The organism is Povalibacter sp., from assembly GCF_036520495.1.
GTDB lineage: Bacteria > Pseudomonadota > Gammaproteobacteria > Steroidobacterales > Steroidobacteraceae > Steroidobacter.
The window spans coordinates 16,961-32,675 of sequence record NZ_DATDJO010000046.1; the positions used below are offsets into that span (position 1 = coordinate 16,961).

The window sequence follows — 15,715 nt, forward strand, 5'->3', positions numbered from 1 at the left end:
CGGCAGACACACCATCTGCCGGCCCGCGCGCTGCTACTTCAGCAGCGCCGCGTAGACATCCCAGTAGTCGTCCACCAGCACGTTGATTCCCGTCCGGTTGATGCTTTCCAGCCCCGACACCGGGAACGCCGGCAGTGAGAGCGTACCGATCGAATCGGTGAGCGGCGTCGTGTCGGCGTCACTGCGGTACGTAGCACGTGCGCGCAAGGCATCGGTGTACTCCTTGAGGCCACCGAGGTCCTCGCTGTCCCTGTTCGCGAGTTGCTTGGCCTCCCGCAACAGCCCCATGAGCTTCACGCAGTCCTCCGGACTACCGTAACGCAGATCGAAAACGGTCTTGGAGGTGGCTTCCTTGGCGAGCATCGCCAGACCGCCTGATGACAGCAGTCCCACGAGCTGTTGCGCGTAGGCGATCACCGCAGTGTTCACGACTCGCCTGCCGTCGATGGAAATGCCGGCGAACGCCGGTGGTTGCTGCTCTTCTGCGTCAGCGCGATCATCCGAGAGGTCGGTGACGCGCGTTACCGACTCGTCCCACTGCGAGCGTGTGTCCTCGATCTGCTCCGCGAGTTTTCTGCGCCGGGAGTAATTCCAGAATCCGCGTCGAGAGACGAGCTGGGCTTCGAATTGCTTGAGCTGCGCCTCGAGCTGCTCGGCCCTGGTACGCGCTTCGCTGATGCGTCGATCCAGGTCTGCCACCTGCCGGCGGCGCGTCTGGTCGAACTCGATCAATTGGCGACGGCGTTCGCGATCCTGTTGCTGGCTCTGCAGTTGCAGCGAGAAACGAGCCAGCCGCGCTGCGCAGGAGGACCATAGCGCGCGCAACTGGAAATACACGAGAGCGTGAGCGGCGACATCGGGATCGCCGAGATGCAATTCCAGTTCGGCCAGCCTTTCACCGGCCCGCACCAGCTCGGCTTCCTGCCTTTTGAGTTCCTCGATCAGTTCATGGCGTTCTTCCTGGAGTCGGCTTAATTCCTTCTTGAGCTCGGCACGATTCCAGTAAAGGCGCAGCAGTCGCTCCTCTTCGTCCGCCTGGCGCGCGCCCGTGAGAAGTTGACCCAGTCGATCCGAGATACCCATGAAGAAGGCGCGATGCCGGGACCGGGACGCAGTTGCGAATCAGCGCGCTATCGCGAGCGCGGGTGCTGAGAGCGACCCGGCAAAGCGATGGCCCCGCTCGACGCAATAGTCCAGCCACTTGTTGAGCATGACGTTGCGCAGCCAGCGGTCGCCGAGTGCGTGTGCCAGCGTCGAGCGCAGGGATTCGAGCATGGTGTGACGATGCCAGCGGGCGCAGGACTGGACCTCGGCGAGCCTCGCGTCGTGATAAATGCGAATCTGCAGGTCCGGATCCGCGAGCACGGTGGTTTCGTCTTCGAAGAGGTACGTGAGTGTCAGGGTCGTCGTGTAGCGGCAGCGCTCTTCGATCCGCAGGTGCAGCGGACAGTCATTCGTCACCACGGACACGGCAGCGTCATCGATTGCAGACAGATCTGCGATCAGCCATCCAAGACGGATGTAATTGCTTTCGTAGAGCGACATGAGGCTCACGAAGCTTGCGGGGCGCGCCCGCCAGCTCACTGCACAGTCAGTGTCAGTCTGCAGCTCCGCGACGTTCATGACTTGAATATAGCACAGCAAATTTACCTGTCTGCCGCACCACTGAGACGTGTGTCACGGGCGCAAACGACGCTCGACACCGGTCTTGTCGAGGATCCTGCTGGCGATTTCCTCGATCGAACATTCCGTGGTGTTGATGTAGGGAATCCCGTAACGCCGGAAGAGTCCTTCCGCTGCACGCAACTCGTAGTCGACCTGGGCCGGCGACGCGTAACGACTGTTGGGTTTGCGCTCGTTGCGGATCTGCTGCAAGCGCTCGGAAGCAATCGTCAGACCGTACAGCTTCTTCTCGTAACGCATCAGCGAGTTCGGCAATCGACCTGATTCGAACTCTTCATCGGCGAACGGATAGTTGGCAGCAAAGATGCCGTACTGCAGCGCCAGGTACAGACAGGTGGGAGTTTTTCCGGAACGCGAGACGCCTACCAGAATCAGATCCGCCCGATCGTAATCGTGTGCGATTCCGCCATCGTCATTGGCCAGCGCAAAATTCGTGGCATTGATGCGCAACGTGTAGGCGCCGAGATCCTGCATGCCATGAGCCTTGCCCTGCGCACGCGACGACTTCACCTGCAACTCGATTTCGAGCGGCCCCAGGAACGCGTCGAAGAAATCGAGGAACAAACCATTGGCGTGCTTGATTACCTCGCGCAGATCCTCCTGCACCAGCGTGCTGAAGACGACGGGCCGAATGCCCTCCGCTTCGCCGGTGGAGTTGATCTTTCTGACCGCTTCTTCCGCCTTGTCAATCGTGGATATAAATGGCAAAGTCACCTGTCGAAATGCCTGCCCGTCGAACTGTGTCAGGAGGCTGTGACCCATCGTTTCCGCGGTCACGCCAGTCTGGTCCGACACAAAAAAAACCGTCCGTCGTTCCATTCACTTCCCCGTTGCCAAGCAATCGGTCGATCCTCTCACACACGAGACGCATTCAAGCGTTCTGAGCGGCCCGTGTTCGTCGTAGAATCGCCGCCCTTGAGTGTTCACCCCCGCACGGCGTAGATCAAGAGGAATCCCTTTGACTGCTTATATCCTGCCCTTCGAGAAAGTAGGTCGGCACGACGTCGACACAGTTGGTGGCAAGAACTCCTCGCTGGGCGAAATGATCAGCCACCTTGCCAAGATGGGAGTCACCGTCCCCGGCGGCTTCGCCACCACGGCTCAGGCGTATCGCGACTTCCTGGCGCACAACGGTCTTGCCGGTCGCATTTCACAGGCCCTCGCCTCCCTGGATGTCGACGATGTCGACAAACTTGGGACGGTGGGAGCAGAGATCCGCAGCTGGATTCTTGCGACGCCATTCCCGCCGCGGCTGGAACAGGAAGTGCTCGAGGCATTCGAGAAGATGAGCGACGGTCGCGACATCGCAGTCGCAGTACGCTCATCGGCCACTGCCGAGGATCTGCCCGATGCATCGTTCGCGGGCCAGCAGGAAACCTTCCTCAACGTGCGTGGCCGCGATGCACTTCTGAAATGCATGCATGAAGTGTTCGCCTCGTTGTTCAACGATCGCGCCATTGCCTATCGCGTGCATCAGGGATTTGCTCACGACCAGGTAGCCCTGTCGGCGGGCGTTCAGTTCATGGTGCGTTCCGACGTCGGCTCGAGCGGCGTCATGTTCACGCTCGATACCGACTCCGGCTTCCGCAATGTCGTGTTCATCACGGCGTCGTACGGTCTCGGCGAAACGGTCGTGCAAGGCGCCGTGAATCCCGACGAGTTCTATGTCTACAAGCCCGCGGTTCGCTCTGGTCACGAAGCCGTGCTCCGTCGCACGCTCGGCGCCAAGGCGATCAAGATGATCTATGCAGCGCCAGGCAGCGCGGAACGCATCGCGACCGTCGATGTGTCGACCGAGGACCGCCGCCGCTTCTCGATCAGCGATGAGGACGTCCTGGATCTTTCCCGCCAGGCGCTCATCATCGAGGAGCACTACGGTTGCCCGATGGACATCGAATGGGGCAAGGACGGCGAGACCGGCAAGATCTACATCCTGCAGGCGCGTCCGGAAACCGTGCAGAGCCGCGCCGGCAGAACCATTCAGCGCTTCTCCCTCAAGGCCCAGAAGACCGCAGTACTGACCACCGGTCGCTCCATCGGCCAGCGCATCGGCGCAGGCCCTGCCCGCATCATTCGCAATGTGAAGGAAATGACCCGCGTGCAGAGCGGTGACGTTCTCGTCGCCGACATGACCGATCCCGACTGGGAACCGGTGATGAAGCGCGCGTCGGCCATCGTGACCAATCGCGGCGGACGCACCTGCCACGCCGCCATCATCGCGCGCGAACTCGGCATTCCCGCCGTCGTCGGCTGCGGCGATGCGACAGAGAAGATTCTCGAAGGCGCCGGCGTGACGGTCTCGTGCGCCGAGGGCGACACCGGCTTCGTATACGAAGGGGAACTGGCCTTCGAGCAAAAAAATATCGAGCTCGATTCGCTGCCGGCGATACCGACCAAGATCATGATGAACGTCGGCAATCCGGATCGTGCGTTCGACTTCGCCGGCATTCCCAACCACGGCGTCGGCCTCGCACGACTCGAGTTCATCATCAATCGCATGATCGGTGTGCATCCGCGTGCGTTGCTGGAATTCGACAAGCTGCCGCAGGACCTGCAGCAAACGATTCGCCGCCAGATGTCCGGCTATTCCGATCCGGTGTCGTTCTACATCGACAAACTCTGCGAAGGCATCGGCACGATCGCCGCCGCGTTTGCACCTGAGCCCGTGATCGTGCGCCTGTCCGACTTCAAGTCGAACGAGTACGCCAACCTGATCGGCGGACCGCAGTACGAGCCCCACGAAGAGAATCCGATGATCGGCTTCCGCGGCGCGGCGCGTTATATCGACGAAGCCTTCCGGCCCTGCTTCGAGCTGGAATGCCGTGCCCTGAAGCGCGTGCGCGAGAAGATGGGACTGACCAACGTGCAGGTGATGGTGCCCTTCGTGCGCACGCTGAAGGAAGCCGAGCAGGTCACGCAGCTGCTCGCCGCCAATGGTCTCAAGCGCGGTGAAAACGGCCTGAAGATCATCATGATGTGCGAACTGCCGACCAACGCATTGCTGGCGGAGCGCTACCTGGAGTTCTTCGACGGCATGTCGATCGGCTCGAATGACATGACGCAGCTGACGCTCGGCCTCGACCGTGACTCCGCCATCATCGCGAAGCTGTTCGACGAACGCGACGATGCAGTGAAGGCGCTACTGAAGATGGCGATCGATGCCTGCCGCAAGACGGGCAAGTACGTCGGCATCTGCGGCCAGGGTCCTTCGGATCACCCCGATCTGGCCCGCTGGCTGGTCGAGCAGGGCATCGAGAGCATGTCGCTCAATCCGGATACGGTCGTGGAAACGTGGCTGTTCCTGGCAGGCAATAAGGTCTGACGATTACTTCGTCCAGACCAGCAACCTGTTTTTCGCTGGCAGGGAATAATCCGCTGCGAACTTGAGTTCGCAGCGGCTTCCCAGCGCCAGCAACGCCTGGTCATCTCGAATCCCCATCTCCGGATTGCGCGCACGCAGTGATTCATCGAAGACGCGATTGGAATCGCTGGTGAACTGTCCGTTGCGATTGAACGGACCGTAGAGACAGAAACACCCTCCCGGCTCCAGCGCCACGCTCACTCCCGCGAACATGGCCTCGACTTCCCGCCAGCTCATGATGTGGCCCGTGTTGGCGCTGAACGCATAGAGCGCCTCGCGCACCGGCCAGATCTCCTGACGAACATCGAGCGCCAGCGGACCGTGCAGGTTGGGCAGCGCCGCCGCCTCGAACCACGAGCGGATGCCTTCCAGGTTTTCCTCGCGATCCGTCGACGTCCATTCCAGGTGCGGCAGGTTTGCGGCGAAATGAACGGCATGCTGGCCGGTACCCGCACCGATCTCCAGCACTACTCCTTTGCGCAGGAACCACGATCTCAGCACGCCGAGAATCGGCTCCTTGTTGCGTTCGCACGCTTCGGAGTACGGCTGGAGCATCAGGACAAGCGCAGAAAGTGCGCCCGGTAATGAGCGAGCTCGCGGATGGAGTCGCGAATATCATCGAGCGCCAGGTGCGTGGACGCCTTCTGAAAACTGCTGTGCACGTCCGGCGCCCAGCGTCGCGCCAGCTCTTTGAGCGTGCTGACATCCAGGTTGCGGTAGTGGAAGTAGCGCTCGAGATCTTTCATCTCGCGCGCCATGAAGCGGCGATCCTGGCAGATACTGTTGCCGCACATCGGCGAGACACCCGGATCGACCCATTGGCGCAGAAATTCCACCGTGCGACGTTCGGCCTCCGCAGTGGTCACCGTACTGGCGCGAACTCGTGCGGCGAGCCCGGACGATGCATGCTGCCGTCGATTCCAGTCATCCATGGCGTCGAGCACTGCGTTCGGCTGATGAATGGCCAGCACCGGCCCTTCGGCCAGTATATTGAGGTACTTGTCCGTCACCACTGTCGCTATTTCGATGATGCGATCGGACTCGGGCTTGAGTCCCGTCATCTCCAGGTCGATCCAGATAAGTCGTGTCGGATCTCGGTCGTTCACATCAATCCCCTAGAATGTCGCGGCGTTGCCCATCATAACAGCAGCCGTTAAGCTCCCGATCGACCCATTTCTGCGCCGATTCGTTCATTCCCGCCAGGAACCCGATGCATTGGTTCACCCTGCTGTTCGTGCTGCTGCTGATGCTCTCTACGCTGCTGCGTAGCTGGCTCAATCAACGACAGATCGCTGCGGTGGCCCGGCATCGCGAGAAAGTGCCGGACGCCTTTGCGGGTCAGGTGGACCTCGATTCGCATCGCAAGGCAGCCGACTACACCGTCGCCCTGGGCGGACTGAATCGCTGGGACATCCTGCTCGACGCGCTGGTCGCCCTGGCGTTCACGCTGGGTGGCGGCATCCAGGCCATCGACCACCTCTGGCAGGCTGCAACGCTCTCCCCGGTCTGGCACGGCACTGTCGTCGTGCTGTCGACGCTGCTGGCGATGTCCGCCATCGGTCTGCCATTGTCGATCTACCGCACCTTCGGTATCGAGGCGCACTTCGGCTTCAATCGCATGACGGCCGGCCTGTTCATCGCCGACCTGCTGAAGGGCCTGCTGCTGATGCTGCTGCTCGGCGGCCCCCTCCTCTATGTGATTCTGTATCTCATGCAGCGCGCCGGCTCGTTGTGGTGGCTATATGCATGGGGAGTCTGGACGGCCTTCACCCTGTTCATCACCTGGGCCTGGCCCACGTTCATCGCGCCGCTGTTCAACAAGTTCACTCCCCTGGGGGACGAGGCGCTGAAGCAGCGCACCGAATCCCTGCTGCAACGCTGCGGCTTCGCGTCCCAGGGCGTGTTCGTCATGGACGGATCCCGACGCTCCGTCCACGGCAACGCCTACTTCACCGGTGTCGGGCGCAACAAACGCATCGTGTTCTTCGATACGCTGATCGAGCGCCTGCATGGCGCGGAGATCGAGGCCGTACTGGCCCATGAGCTGGGGCACTTCCGCCTGCATCACGTGCGCTCGCGCCTGATTCTCTCGCTGCTGTTCGGACTTGGCGGACTTGCGCTGCTCGGCTTGCTGGCCGCCTGGCCGCCTTTCTATCAGGCGCTGGGCATCGGCCAGCCGTCAGCACACGCAGCACTGCTGCTGTTCATGCTGGTGCTGCCGACGTTCACGTTCTTCCTGACGCCGCTGGGCGCATGGTGGTCGCGCAAGCACGAGTTCGAAGCCGATGAATTCGCCGCGGAGTTCTCCGATGCTGGCAAACTCGCCGAGGCACTGGTAAAGCTGTATCGCGACAACGCGACCACGCTGACACCTGACACGCTGCATTCGACGTTCTATGACTCGCATCCGCCGGCGCTGATCCGCATCGCACGGTTACAACAACTTGCAGCGCAACGCATCTGAGCGACGGGACAGAATCAATATGACTTTCATGAACGCGCCGGTCGAATTCCCCGCGCGCGTCGTCGAGTCTTTCGGTCGCCGGGCCATCGTCCTGACTGCCGACGGCGAACGCCTTGCCGCCGAACTCTTCGGCAAGCGGATCTCGATCGTCTGTGGCGATGAAGTCCAGGTCCGCATGCCAAGACCGGTTGCAGCCGCATCCGGCGATGCCCCCCGAATCGTATCGGTCATGCCGCGCCGCACACTGCTGCAACGCACGGACAGTCGCGGACGCACGGAACCGCTCGCATCGAATCTGACGCTGCTCGCTGCCGTGATCGCACCGGAACCCGTCATCGATGCCTTCGTCGTCGACCGGTACCTGGCAGCGGCGGCCTACTCGCAGATTGACGCGGCCGTCATCGTCAACAAAAGCGACCTGGCGTCCTCGGCAGCGTTCGCAGCGTTGGTGGAGGAATATCGTGCGGCAGGCTATCCGGTCGTATCCGTATCCGCACTCAATCGCGAGGCGATGGACGAGTTGCGCGCGCTGGTGCGCGGGCAATCGATGCTGCTGGCAGGCCAGTCCGGCGTGGGCAAATCGACGCTGACGAATGCATTGATCCCGGATTCCGCACAGCTGACGCGCACGCTCTCCGACTCCACCGGCGAAGGCCGGCATACGACCGTCTCCACCGCTCTCTTTCACATCCCCACCGGCGGCGAACTGATCGACTCACCCGGCGTGCGCGACTTCGCCCCGGCACTGGTCAGCGACGCAATGGTGCAGCAAGGCTGGGCGGAGATCGCGAAGCTTTCACCCAACTGCCGCTTCAACAACTGCCTGCATATGCGCGAACCGGGATGCGCAGTGATCGCGGGCGTGGAAGCCGGCGCTTTCTCGGCACGGCGCTACGAAAGCTACAAGCGGTTGCTCAACCTCATGCGCGACCTGGCGCCGGACTATGAAAGACGCAGGTGACGAGGGTCACGAAAGTGACGCAAGGCTCCTTCCTTACCCTCGTCACTTGTTCTAAAGCGTGTGGCGACCCGCCAGCGCATGAGCCAGCGTCCCCCCGTCGACATATTCGAGTTCCCCGCCGACAGGAACGCCGTGCGCGATGCGACTGGATTTGACCTGGTGACGTGAGGCGATCTCGGCGATGACATGGGCCGTTGCATCACCCTCGACGGTTGCATTGGTGGCGAGGATGGCTTCCTTGATCTCCCCTGCCCTGAACAGCGCGGACAATTCCGTGAATCCCAATTCGTCAGGGCCGATGCCGTCCAGCGGCGACAGGTGCCCCATCAGGACGAAGTAGCACCCGCGATAACTGCCGGACTGCTCGATCGCCGCCACATCCGCCGGCGACTCGACCACGCACAGCAAGGAGTGATCGCGACTGGGCGAGGCGCAGACGGGACACAGCTCGGCCTCCGCGAACATGCGGCAACGCTGACAGCGCCCGATGGCGCCAACCGCTTTCTGCAACGCGTCCGCAATGGCGCTGGCGCCGTTGCGGTCCTTCTCGAGCAGATGGAATGCCATGCGCTGCGCCGACTTCGGCCCGACGCCAGGCAGGCAGCGCAACGTCTCGATGAGACGAACGAGTGTGGGTGGGTAAATCACGCGGGCGAACTGACCCTAGATTGCCGGAGCACTCGTCCGACAACTATCAATTGTCCATTATCAATTATCAATTTCTCAGAACGGCATCTTGAAGCCGGGCGGCAGGTTCATCCCGCCCATCAGGCTCGACATCTTTTCCTGCGACGTCCGCTCGACCTTCTGCACCGCATCGTTCACTGCAGCCGCAATCAGATCCTCGAGCATTTCCTTGTCGTCGGCGCTGATCAACGACGCATCGAGCGCGACGCGCAGCACCTGGTGCTTGCCGGTCATGGTCACTTTCGCCATGCCGCCGCCTGCCTCGCCAATGACCTGCAGGTTGGCGATCTCCGCCTGGGCGCGCTGCATATTGGCTTGCAGCATCTGCGCCTGCTTCATCATGTTGCCGATATTGCCTTTCATGGAAACTCCTCGGAAAAACGTGTTCGGACCGTTGGGCGATGGCGCGTTCGCGCGATCACCGGTCAGTCGGCCGCACCGAATCCGGCTGGACGGTCGCGCCGAATACGTCGCGCATCGCACGAATATTCGGGTCCGCGTCGATGGCACGTCGCGCACCCTGCAAGCGATCGTCCGCCGCAGCCTTCTGTTGACGCGCCGGGGTATGAACCACGGCATCGTCCTGCAAAACGATCTCGAGCTGGATCGTCTCGCCGAAATAACCGGACAGCGCCTGCGTCAGCTTTTCTTCGAGCGCGGGGCGATGGAAGGCATCACCATCGCGGTCGAGCGTCAGGCGGATTTTGCCAGGCTCGCGTGCCGCGAGAACGCAATGGGCGGCGAGCTGACTCACCGGTCCCTGCAAATCCAGATTGGCGACGATCGTGGTCCATTCAGTGCTCACCGGGGCCGGCTTCGCACTGGCACTGGCACTGGCACTCGCACTCGCACTCGCACTGGCACTGCGCTGAGGTGGTGGCGCCGCGGAACTCGCCTGCGCCGGCACAGGACGTGGCAATGATGACGATGATGATGACGTCACTGCGGCACCCTCGTCCGCCACACCGAAAGCGAGCATGCGCAGCAGCGCCATCTCGAATCCGGCGCGCGCATCCGGCGCCAATTCCAGATCGCGACGGCCGACGATCGCAATCTGATAGAAGAGCTGTGTGTCTTCCGGCGTCATGCTGGACGCCAGACGCTTGTAGGCCTCGATGTCTTCAGCCTCGTCCAGCTGCAGATCCGGTACGGCCTGGACGAGTGCAATCTTCTGCAGCACTGCGGCCAGCTCTGCCAGCACCTGGCGATATTCGGGTGCGCGTTCGTCGAGCTGGTCGACGCACTCCAGCACCTTCCTGGCATCGCGCGAGACGATCGCCTCGATGATGCCGAAGACCTGCGCACGGTCGAGCGTGCCCAGCATGGTGCGCGTGTCTTCCGCAGTCAGCTTCGCGCCACCGAAGGCGATGACCTGGTCCAGCAGGCTGAGCGCATCGCGCATGCTGCCTTCCGCCGCGCGCGCCACGAGCCGCAACGCATCCGCTTCGAAATCCAGCTTCTCCGCCTGCGCAATCTCGGTCAGGCGCTTGAAAATCATGCCCGGCGTAAAGCGCTTGAGACTGAACTGCAGGCAGCGCGACAGCACGGTGACCGGCAGCTTCTGCGGATCCGTGGTCGCGAGCAGGAATTTGACGTGCGGGGGCGGCTCTTCGAGCGTCTTGAGCAGCGCATTGAATGAATGCGCCGAGAGCATGTGCACTTCGTCGATCAGGTAGACCTTGTAACGACCGCGGGTCGGCGCGTACTGCACGTTGTCGAGCAGCTCGCGCGTATCGTCGACCTTGGTACGCGAGGCGGCATCGACTTCGATCAGATCGACGAAACGGCCCTCATCGATTTCCTTACATGCTGCACACTGCCCGCAGGGCGTGGCCGTCATCCCCGTCTCGCAGTTCAGCGATTTCGCCAGGATGCGCGCAATCGTCGTCTTGCCCACGCCACGCGTCCCGGTAAACAGGAAAGCGTGATGCACCCTGCCCGTCGTCAGCGCATTGCTGAGCGCACGCATGACGTGCTCCTGACCAGCCAGTTCGCTGAAATTGCGCGGCCGCCATTTGCGAGCGAGTGCGAGATAGGACATGAATGACGTCTGGCTACTGGGTGCTGGCAGGAAAATTCGAGGTCAACTTTACACGACGGGAGCGTCAGCTGGGCTTACTGGCTTACTGGCCAACTGGGCGGAGCCGGACACAGTCACCGACACCATGATGTGAATGGCCTTCTTCCGATCGCTGGCCAGTTCGCCGGTTGGCCAGTGAGCCAGTTGGCCGCCGCGCTGCGCGCGGCAGCGGGCGACGGCCCGCGCCGGCACCTCTCCGGCGCCCGATATCACCGTTACCGTTGCTCCCTTCCGGGCCTGGCGGGGTTCACGGCTGATCGTCGCGGAGAAACCGACGCGAGCCGCCATAGGACCTTATCTGGCCAAAATGGCGTTCGGGCGAGGCCCGAAAAGTGGCCGCGGACTATACCAGTGAACGCGGGACTGCGGACAGCCGTCCTGCAATCACCCTCGCCCACGATAAGTCGCGACACCCTGGTCTGGAATCCACAGATCCGCCGGCGGGCGGCCTGTCTGCCAGAACACATCGATAGGTATCCCGCCGCGCGGATACCAGTACCCGCCGATCCGCAGCCAGCGCGGCGACAGGAACTGCGCGAGCCGATCCGCAATCGCGATGGTGCAATCCTCGTGGAACGCGCCGTGATTGCGGAAAGAACCGAGATACAGCTTCAGCGACTTGCTCTCCACCAGCCAGCGCTTCGGTACGTAGTCGATGACCAGATGTGCGAAATCCGGTTGGCCGGTGACAGGACACAGCGATGTGAACTCCGGCGCGGTGAAGCGAGCGAGATACAGCTTGCCCGGATGGGGATTCGGCACGCGATCGAGCGTCGCCGCCTCCGGTGATTGCGGCAGCGGTACCTCTTTTCCCAGCAGGGACACTTTTGGCTCCGTCGCACCGACGGATTTGCGCTTGGCCATGCAACGATCTCCTACAAATTCTCGGACGCGTAGTCCGCCAGCCGCGAACGTTCGCCCCGGGTCAGCGTGACGTGTCCGGCATGTTCCCAGCCGTTGAACCGATTCACGACGTACGTCAGGCCCGACGTGGTCTCCGTCAGGTACGGCGTGTCGATCTGCGCAATATTACCGAGACACACGAGCTTGGTGCCCGGACCGGCACGCGTCACCAGCGCCTTCATCTGCTTCGGCGTCAGGTTCTGCGCTTCGTCCAGGATCAGGAAGCGATTCAGGAAAGTGCGGCCGCGCATGAAGTTGAGGGAGCGGATCTTGATGCGATTGCGCAGCAGATCGTTGGTCGCCGCCCTGCCCCAGTTGCCACCCTCCTGGCTCTGGGTGAGCACTTCGAGATTGTCCATCAGCGCGCCCATCCACGGCTCCATTTTCTCCTCTTCGGTGCCAGGCAGGAAGCCGATGTCCTCGCCGAGCGGGATCGTCACACGCGTCATGATGATTTCGCTGTAGCGATTGCTTTCGAGCGTCTGCGCCAGGCCCGCCGCCAGCGTCAGCAAGGTCTTGCCTGTTCCGGCAGGACCGAGAATCGTCACAAAGTCGATTTCCGGATCCAGCAGCAGGTTGAGCGCGAAGTTCTGCTCACGATTGCGCGCGGTGATCCCCCAGATACCGTGGCGCTCGTTGCGGTAGTCGCGCACCACCTCCAGCACCGCACCGTTGCCGTCGATCCGGCGCACGATGGCTTCGAGCCCGTTCGCATCCTTCTGATACAGGAACTGGTTGGCGTGCCAGTCGCGCACCATCGGGCCCTGCACGCGATAGAACGTGTGCGCATGCTCCTGCCAGGAATGCATGTTCTTGCCATGCTTCTCCCAGAAATTGGCCGGCAGCTCGAGCAGGCCGGTATAGAGCAGATCGGCGTCTTCGATCGTCTTGTCGCTGTAATAGTCCTCGGCCTGCACACCGATGATCGAGGCCTTGATGCGCAGATTGATGTCCTTCGACACCAGCGTGACGCGCGACGCCGGATATTCCTTCTGGAGAGCCAGCGCCTGGCCCAGGATCGCATTGTCGGCGCCATGCCCCGGCAGCGTCGCGGGCAGTCCACCGCTCAGCACTTTCGTCTGAAAGAACAATCTCCCCGACGGCCGCTTCTTGTGACCATTGACCGGGTGCACGGTGGGCAGCGGCAGTCCCTTGTCGATCTGCGCCTTGTTGGCGTTCGCCATCAGCTCATCAAGGAAACGGCTCACCTGGCGCACGTTACGCGCTGCTTCCGACAGGCCTTTCTTTCCCGCGTCGAGCTCTTCCAGCACGATCATGGGAATGTAGATGTCGTGTTCTTCGAAACGGAAAATCGCCGTGGGGTCGTGCATCAGCACGTTGGTGTCGAGAACGAAGATGCGTCGCTCCCGATCGCGTTTGCCGGCGCGCGCAGCGGTGCGGCGTCGCCCGGTCTCGATGGTGTCGCCTTTGATCATGGGTGTTTGAGAAGCTCCGTGGATGAGAACTGGTGAATCATCGAAACGGCTCGACTGGCGACTGGTCTAGAGCGCTTTCACTGCAGTCAGCACCTCCTGGGCATGTCCGGGCACTTTCACCTTACGCCACTCGTGTTTGAGTACGCCATCGGCGTCGATCAGGAACGTGCTGCGCTCGACGCCCATGTACTTGCGGCCGTACAGGCTCTTTTCCTTGAAGACCTCGAACAGATTGCAGACCGCGTGATCCACGTCGGCCAGCAGTTCGAACGGGAACGACATCTTGGCCTTGAACTTCTCGTGCGATGCGACCGAATCCGGCGACACACCCACGATCACGGCGCCCGCCTTGCGGAAATCCGCATGCAGATCGCGGAAGGCTTCGCCTTCGGTGGTGCAGCCGGGCGTGTTGTCGCGCGGGTAGAAATAGATGACGAGTTTTTTGCCGGCGGCGTCCGCCGACTTGAAGGTCTTGCCGCCCGTGGCAGGCAGCGAAAAGGCGGGAATCTTCTTGTCCAGCTTTGCTGAGCGGGGCGGCATTGGCGCGTGGTCGGCCTCTTTAAGACTTCATCGGCTCGAGAATAGCATCAAGGTTGAACTGGTCGCAGAAGTCCATGAACTCCTCGCGCAGCGCCGCGATGTGAATCTTCGACGGGATGTAGGCGACGAGCTGCACCGCAAACATCGGTGCGCCCGTGTGCGCAGCCGCGTAGCTGCGGGTGTTGAGTTCGGCGATATCGATCCCTCGCGAACTGAAGAAACCCGCGAGGTTGAACACGATTCCCGGCTGGTCGAGGCAGACGACATCGACGGAATAGGTGACGACGTCCTTGCGGTGCGAGCGTTGCTCCGTGCGACGCAGGCTGACCGTGATGCCCGTGGAATCACTGAGCTTCTTGAGTTCGGTCTCGAGCTTCGCCAGCGTGTGCCAGTTGCCCGAGACGAGCAGCAGCATCGCGAATTCGCTGCCGAGCGCGCTCATGCGGCTGTCGATGATATTGCCGGAACAATCCAGGACGACCCGTGTGAGGTCGTAGACCAAGCCGGTGCGATCGTTGCCCAGCGCCGAAATAACGATGAATTGCATCCCTGAACGCGCAGTCACAAAGTTGAATTGCGACCGAGTGTACAGCGTGTGGCAGTCGCGATCCATGCGGCGATCAATCCTGACGACCATTGGCAAAGCGCTTGCGGCGCACTCATTGCGACCAGTACGATCCCTGTCTCCTCGCAGCAAGGATTCCCATGTTCAGCGGCAGCATTGTGGCAATCGTCACGCCGATGCAGGCGGACGGTGCAGTCGATTTCGGCGCGCTCGATCGACTCGTGCAGTTTCACCTTGACAACGGCACCGACGGCATCATTGCCGTTGGCACCACCGGAGAGTCGGCGACGCTCGATGCGGACGAGCACATCGAGGTGGTGCGTCGCACGGTCGCCAAGGCCGGCAAGCGCATCCCTGTCATTGCGGGGACCGGCTCGAACTCCACGACCGAGGCGATCGACCTCAGCCACCGTTCGAAAGAGGCCGGCGCCGAGGCGTGCCTGCTCGTGACGCCGTACTACAACAAGCCCACGCAGGAAGGGCTGTACCAGCACTACAAGGCCGTGGCCGAGGCAGTGCAGATTCCCCTGATTCTGTACAACGTCCCCGGTCGCACCGCCTGCGATATGCAGCCCGAAACGGTCGCCCGCCTGACCGCCATCCCGAGCATCGTCGGCCTGAAGGAAGCGAGCGGCTCGCTGGACCGCAACCGCAAGCTGATCTCCCTGGTCGGCGACCGGCTCTCGCTGCTGAGCGGCGATGACGACATCGCGGTCGAAAGTACGCTGGCCGGCTTCAAGGGAGTCATCTCCGTCACGGCGAACGTCGCCCCCCGCGCGATGCATGACGCGATTGCCGCGGCCCGGGCGGGTAATGTGGACGAAGCCCGGCGCATCAACGACACGCTGGTGCCGCTACATAAGGCCCTGTTCCTCGAATCGAATCCGATTCCGACGAAATGGGCCCTGGCACGGATGGGTCTGATGGCCGACGGCATCAGGCTTCCCCTGACCCAGTTTTCTGCCCCCTACCATAGCCAGGTCATCGATGCCCTGCGGACGGCAGGAATCGCGTTTGCCTGAGACTGGGGGTGGC

The 15,715-nt window shown here is 62.1% G+C and carries 16 protein-coding genes and 1 other RNA gene; 4 read left to right on the forward strand and 13 right to left on the reverse strand.

Translation table 11 applies throughout. The features are described 5' to 3' along the window. Positions 1-33 precede the first annotated feature (33 nt). The 3 genes from VIZ63_RS16695 to ppsR are packed head-to-tail and all read right to left on the reverse strand — an operon-like array spanning position 34 to position 2,502. On the reverse strand, positions 34-1,083 hold the full coding sequence (locus VIZ63_RS16695) for a hypothetical protein (protein WP_331610813.1): 1,050 nt from the start codon (positions 1,081-1,083) through the stop codon (positions 34-36). 39 nt (positions 1,084-1,122) lie between these two features. After that, the gene (locus VIZ63_RS16700; protein WP_331610814.1) at positions 1,123-1,623 is read right to left on the reverse strand and encodes a DUF1249 domain-containing protein; all 501 of its coding nucleotides are present in this window, start codon (positions 1,621-1,623) and stop codon (positions 1,123-1,125) included. Between the two features lie 54 nt (positions 1,624-1,677). Beyond that, positions 1,678-2,502, reverse strand: coding sequence for a posphoenolpyruvate synthetase regulatory kinase/phosphorylase PpsR (gene ppsR / locus VIZ63_RS16705; protein WP_331610815.1), 825 nt, complete (start codon positions 2,500-2,502; stop codon positions 1,678-1,680). Positions 2,503-2,641: 139 nt separating this feature from the next. Between ppsR and ppsA the strand changes: the two genes are divergently transcribed. Further along, positions 2,642-5,005 (forward strand): phosphoenolpyruvate synthase, encoded by a 2,364-nt coding sequence (gene ppsA, locus VIZ63_RS16710; protein WP_331610816.1) that lies wholly within the window; start codon positions 2,642-2,644, stop codon positions 5,003-5,005. 3 nt (positions 5,006-5,008) lie between these two features. Here the strand turns inward: ppsA and VIZ63_RS16715 are convergent, their stop codons facing one another. Further along, entirely contained in the window at positions 5,009-5,599 is a 591-nt protein-coding gene (locus tag VIZ63_RS16715) for a DUF938 domain-containing protein (RefSeq protein ID WP_331610817.1), read from the reverse strand. Continuing rightward, positions 5,599-6,150: an oligoribonuclease gene (orn, locus tag VIZ63_RS16720; protein ID WP_331610818.1), complete on the reverse strand. Its 552-nt coding sequence runs from the start codon at positions 6,148-6,150 to the stop codon at positions 5,599-5,601. The genes VIZ63_RS16715 and orn overlap by 1 nt, the downstream gene beginning before the upstream one ends. Before the next feature lie 104 nt (positions 6,151-6,254). Between orn and VIZ63_RS16725 the strand changes: the two genes are divergently transcribed. Then, positions 6,255-7,508: a M48 family metallopeptidase gene (locus VIZ63_RS16725; RefSeq protein ID WP_331610819.1), complete on the forward strand. Its 1,254-nt coding sequence runs from the start codon at positions 6,255-6,257 to the stop codon at positions 7,506-7,508. Positions 7,509-7,527: 19 nt separating this feature from the next. Continuing rightward, positions 7,528-8,469, forward strand: coding sequence for a ribosome small subunit-dependent GTPase A (gene rsgA, locus VIZ63_RS16730; protein ID WP_331610820.1), 942 nt, complete (start codon positions 7,528-7,530; stop codon positions 8,467-8,469). 51 nt (positions 8,470-8,520) lie between these two features. Here the strand turns inward: rsgA and recR are convergent, their stop codons facing one another. The 8 genes from recR to VIZ63_RS16770 form a co-directional block, all read right to left on the reverse strand. Beyond that, a complete protein-coding gene (gene recR / locus VIZ63_RS16735; protein WP_331610821.1) occupies positions 8,521-9,117 on the reverse strand; it encodes a recombination mediator RecR in 597 nt (198 codons plus the stop codon). 75 nt (positions 9,118-9,192) lie between these two features. After that, positions 9,193-9,519, reverse strand: coding sequence for a YbaB/EbfC family nucleoid-associated protein (locus tag VIZ63_RS16740; protein ID WP_331610822.1), 327 nt, complete (start codon positions 9,517-9,519; stop codon positions 9,193-9,195). Positions 9,520-9,574: 55 nt separating this feature from the next. Beyond that, entirely contained in the window at positions 9,575-11,197 is a 1,623-nt protein-coding gene (gene dnaX / locus VIZ63_RS16745) for a DNA polymerase III subunit gamma/tau (RefSeq protein WP_331610823.1), read from the reverse strand. 219 nt (positions 11,198-11,416) lie between these two features. Beyond that, positions 11,417-11,513, reverse strand: an RNA gene (ffs, locus tag VIZ63_RS16750) — signal recognition particle sRNA small type. Positions 11,514-11,620: 107 nt separating this feature from the next. Beyond that, the gene (gene queF / locus VIZ63_RS16755; RefSeq protein ID WP_331610824.1) at positions 11,621-12,100 is read right to left on the reverse strand and encodes a preQ(1) synthase; all 480 of its coding nucleotides are present in this window, start codon (positions 12,098-12,100) and stop codon (positions 11,621-11,623) included. 11 nt (positions 12,101-12,111) lie between these two features. After that, complete coding sequence (locus VIZ63_RS16760; protein ID WP_331610825.1) at positions 12,112-13,575, reverse strand: PhoH family protein; 1,464 nt, start codon at positions 13,573-13,575, stop codon at positions 12,112-12,114. A 66-nt stretch (positions 13,576-13,641) separates the two neighbouring features. Beyond that, the gene (locus tag VIZ63_RS16765) at positions 13,642-14,115 is read right to left on the reverse strand and encodes a peroxiredoxin (protein ID WP_331610826.1); all 474 of its coding nucleotides are present in this window, start codon (positions 14,113-14,115) and stop codon (positions 13,642-13,644) included. A 19-nt stretch (positions 14,116-14,134) separates the two neighbouring features. Beyond that, positions 14,135-14,662 (reverse strand): glycine cleavage system protein R, encoded by a 528-nt coding sequence (locus tag VIZ63_RS16770; RefSeq protein WP_331610827.1) that lies wholly within the window; start codon positions 14,660-14,662, stop codon positions 14,135-14,137. A gap of 158 nt (positions 14,663-14,820) precedes the next feature. On the opposite strand from VIZ63_RS16770, the gene dapA reads away from it, so the two are divergent. Then, on the forward strand, positions 14,821-15,702 hold the full coding sequence (dapA, locus tag VIZ63_RS16775) for a 4-hydroxy-tetrahydrodipicolinate synthase (protein WP_331610829.1): 882 nt from the start codon (positions 14,821-14,823) through the stop codon (positions 15,700-15,702). Positions 15,703-15,715: the final 13 nt, after the last annotated feature.